The 4155-nt window shown below is 59.9% G+C and carries 4 protein-coding genes; 1 reads left to right on the top strand and 3 read right to left on the bottom strand.

Features of this window, described 5'->3' with window-relative positions; genetic code table 11:
- Positions 1-110 precede the first annotated feature (110 nt).
- Positions 111-1346, top strand: a complete 1236-nt coding sequence (locus RMO15_RS32565; protein ID WP_309723328.1) for a hypothetical protein — start codon at positions 111-113, stop codon at positions 1344-1346.
- Between the two features lie 6 nt (positions 1347-1352).
- Here the strand turns inward: RMO15_RS32565 and RMO15_RS32560 are convergent, their stop codons facing one another.
- The 3 genes from RMO15_RS32560 to pgk all read right to left on the bottom strand — a co-directional run.
- Positions 1353-2507, bottom strand: a complete 1155-nt coding sequence (locus tag RMO15_RS32560; RefSeq protein WP_309723326.1) for a GuaB3 family IMP dehydrogenase-related protein — start codon at positions 2505-2507, stop codon at positions 1353-1355.
- Between the two features lie 146 nt (positions 2508-2653).
- Entirely contained in the window at positions 2654-3262 is a 609-nt protein-coding gene (locus tag RMO15_RS32555; RefSeq protein WP_309723323.1) for a tetratricopeptide repeat protein, read from the bottom strand.
- 136 nt (positions 3263-3398) lie between these two features.
- Positions 3399-4155: phosphoglycerate kinase (pgk, locus tag RMO15_RS32550; RefSeq protein WP_309723320.1), on the bottom strand; the 757-nt coding region annotated here is incomplete at its 5' end.

Raw genomic sequence — 4155 nt, 5'->3', positions numbered from 1 at the left:
GTGTACATTCGCCTGGTGGAGCAATCTGTTTTACCGCCACAAAAAATGAGCGAACCATGAGGTTTTAAGCGCCCCGTAACCAAATCTGCTGGTCTTGCGTTAGTAGCATCATGAGCACAGATAAACGCTTCACACGCTCCGAGCGTGCCCTGATCGCCGTCGGGATTCTGATTCCCTCGCTGGTGTTGGCCGGAGTCGCGATCAACGCCCGCCTCAACGATGTCCCGCCGCTGGCCTTGCCCCAGCACGCGATGCCCGTTCCCAACGCTCACGACACGCTAAGAGTTGCTAAGACCCTGCTTGTCTCCAAGCTCGCTGAGGCGGAGCTATCGCCGCGCGACGACAAGAAAGAGCAGCCTTTAGAGACGCGAAAGGCGCTGCTTATGGCCAATGAGAAAGCACTCGCCACGGTGCGCGAGGCACTCACGCAAGAGTACCGCCAGCCGATGACCTACGATATCAACCAAAACTTCCCCGAGTACGCCGAGCAGCGTGAGCTTGCCCGGATGCTCTCGTTTGCATCGCACACCTACGCCGATCTGGGCAATTACTCCGAGGCCGCCCGGTGCGCCACAGATGCCATCGCGCTGGGAGTGAAGATCGCACGAGGCGGGCCGCTCATTGGGGAGCTGGTGGGGATTGCCTGCGAGGCCATCGGACGAAAAGCACTCGCCGACTGTAAAGAAAAACTAGATACCCCGACGCTTAAAACCACGCTGGAGCGGCTCGATGCGCTGGAGCAAGAGCGCTGGCCTCTCAGTGAGACCATGGAAGTCGAACACCTCTGGAGCCAGAAAACCATCCGGGACTTGAGCCAACGCAATCTCTCAGAGATTCTGCCTGCTATTGGTGCGGGAGACTGGGAAGGCCAGAATCGCTGGCTCGCGCTACGGATACTGTTCACTCCAAAGCGCTTGGCGGCTGGGAATAACGATCGGTACTACACAAAGCTCATTGTCGCAGTCAAGCAGCCCTACCGTAAAGATGGCGTTTCACTACCTGAGCCAACTGATGCTATCAACGAGATGCTCCTGCCGGTCTTTGCGCAAGCACACTTTACCGAAGCAAAAAACCGCACTGAGATGAATCTCCTGCGTGCCCAAATCACCCTGCGGCTCACCGGCACGCCCGACCCGCGCTTCACCGATCCTTTTGGGCAAGACCAGCCGCTTCGGTACAAAAAAGACGGTGCAAAATACACGCTCTATAGTGTCGGGCCGGATGGCGACGATGACGGTGGGCGTGCCGGGGTGCCTAGAGAGATAGCATTAGCAAAGCGGGAGCGGGGGCGTACACTCAACGCAGACGATGAGGGGGATCTCGTCGCAGGCATCAACACGTACTAGAAGAGCCTATCCGACGCCTTGGGCTCTTTGGAGTGACTTGCCTTCATTGGGAAGGCTGGGCGCGACAAACATCTCGACGTGCTGCATCTCCTTGATGTTGTGCGCTCCGAGTGAGCCCATAGAGAGCTTGAGAGCCCCGACAAGGTTCATCGTGCCGTCGTCTTTGTGGGCCGGGCCGTGAAGAATCTCTTTCAGCGTGCCAGAGATGCCCACTTTGATGCGCGTGCCGCGGGGCAGGTCGGGGCTCATGGCGGCCATGCCCCAGGAGTAGCCCGGCGCAGGAGCTTCGTTGGCGGCGGCGATGGTGGAGCCTAGCATCACGGCATCGGCACCGGCGGCAATGGCCTTGGCGATATCGCCGCCGTTGCGGATGCCGCCATCGGTGATAATCGGAACATAGCGGCCCGTTTTCTCGAAGAAGTCGTCGCGGGCGGCGGCGCAGTCGGCGGTGGCGGTGATCTGCGGGACGCCGATTCCCAGGACTTTCCGGCTGGTGCAGATATGGCCCGGCCCGACGCCCACTAAGATTGCAGCGACTCCCGCTTCCATGAGCTCCATCGTTGCCTGATAACCGACCGTGTTGCCCACGATCACGGGGATGGGGCAGTTTTTGCAGAACTCGGCGACAGGGAACTCGGGCACGATGGAAGACTCAAAGCTCACACTGCCGACAGTGCTCTGGATAAAGAAGAAGTCGGCTCCGGCGGGGATGGCAGCCTCGGCGGCTTTCTGCGCGGAGTGTGGCGCGGCGGCCACAGCGACAATTCCGCCCGCGTCTTTGATCTCTTTGATACGCCTTGCGATGAGATCGGGGCGCACGGGAGCGGCGTTGTAGAGGCTCTGGATGTAGGCGATTACGCCCTCACCGTCGTGGTCCGCGATGCTCTGGAGGATCTCTTCGGCGTTCTCGTAGCGGGTCTGGATGCCGTCCAAGTTGAGCACGGCGATTCCGCCCTGCTTGCTGAACTCGGCGGCGAGGCGCGGATTGACCGCACCATCGAGCGCGGATGCGAGAATCGGAATCGTGATCTTGTGTCCCGCCAGCTCCCAGGAAACGTCTACATCCCGCGCATCAATCACCAGTGGCCCTGGTGCCAGTGCCACCTCATCGAACCCATATGCCCGTCGCGCTTTCCGACGTCCGCCCAGAACAATCTCCAAAATATCGCCTCCCGAATAATTAGGACTATCCTATCACACCGCCGGTTGGAGCGGCGGTGCTGGAGAGCGTCGCAGGCTCCGCTACAAAGGGCGTGTCGCCCATAAGAAATCGGGATGGCCGGAACGGCCTTTGTCGCTTTAGCTCTCTAGTCCCGCCGCTCCAACCGGCGGGACTCTCCGAGAAAGGCAAGCGCCCCAAGATGCCCTTGGGTCGCCGCCTTTCGCATCCAGAGAGTCGCCCAGCGTCGGTTTTTCGCCACGCCGGCTCCTTCGTCGTAGCAGATTCCTAAGTTATACTGCGCCTTTGAATCGCCTCGCTGAGCGGCGTAGCGCGTCCAGTGAATGGCCTCGGTGAGGTTCACCTCGGTGCCTTGGCCCAGCTCATACATCACCCCAAGGTTGCATGCCGCAGGAACATCACCAAGCGCCGCTGCTCGTTTGTAGAGTTCCAAGGCTCTCTCCAAGTCACGCGCAACCCCTTTGCCTATCTCATAGCATCGTGCGAGATTGAACAGAGCCACTTGATGGTCGTTCGCTGCCGCTTGCTCGTACCAGAAGAGCGCTTGGGTAACGTCTTTGCCTACGCCATAGCCGCTATTGTAGCAAAAGCCAACGACGTTCTGGCAGTGAATATGCCCGAGTTCTGCAGCTTGTAGGAGCAAAGGAAACGCCTTGCGGTAGTTTTTCCGCACGCCGATGCCATAGAAGAGATTTTGCCCGAGCTCTGCGGGATCAGGATGAGGAACCGTGGACATATGCATTACCCCAGTGAGAAAAAGGGCTCCCCTAGGTGGAGAGCCCATAAAGTTCTGTATGGCCCGAAGTGGCCTTCGTAGCGCGAAGCGCTTTACAGTCCCCTCGTTCCAATCGAGGGGACTCCAACCGACGGGCTTACTTGTCGTCGAGCGCCTCGACGCCGGGGAGCTTCTTGCCTTCTAAAAACTCCAGGCTCGCGCCGCCGCCGGTGGAGATATGGCTCATCTTGTCGGCAAAGCCCAGCAGCTCGACGGCGGCGGCGGAGTCGCCGCCCCCGACAATGGTGATGGCGCCGTTTGCGGTTGCAGCGGCCATGGCCTCCGCGACAGCTTTTGTTCCTGCGGCGAAGTTGGGGAACTCAAAGACCCCCATCGGGCCGTTCCAGATCACGGTCTTTGCGGTGGCGATCACCTTGGCGAACGCCGCCGCGCTCGCGGGACCAATGTCGAGGCCCTCACGGTCGGCAGGAATGGCCTCGACACTAACCGTGATGCGCTCGGCATCGTTGGAGAACTCCGTGACCGTGACACAGTCCGTCGGCAGGGCGATCTTTTCGTTGCCTAAAAGGCTCTTGCAGAACTCCAGCGAATCGGCGTCGAGGAGGCTCTTGCCTATCTCAAAGCCCGCCGCTTTCGCGAACGTGTAGCCCATTCCGCCGCCGATAATCAGGCTGTCGACTTGGGGAAGCAGGTTCTCGATCACCGGAATCTTATCCGCGACTTTCTTGCCGCCTAGAATCGCGACAAACGGGCGGGCGGGATTGATTACCGCACCCCCGAGATAGTCCAGCTCTTTTTGCATCAGCAGACCACTCACACACGGCTTGCTCTGTGATTTACAGGCCGTCGCCACGCCCTCCGTGGAGGCATGCGCTCGGTGGGCAGCCCCAAAG

Source organism: Armatimonas sp. (assembly GCF_031410135.1).
Lineage (GTDB): Bacteria > Armatimonadota > Armatimonadia > Armatimonadales > Armatimonadaceae > Armatimonas.
Note: the sequence above shows the minus strand (reverse complement) of the source record. Positions and strands in the feature narration are given on the sequence as shown.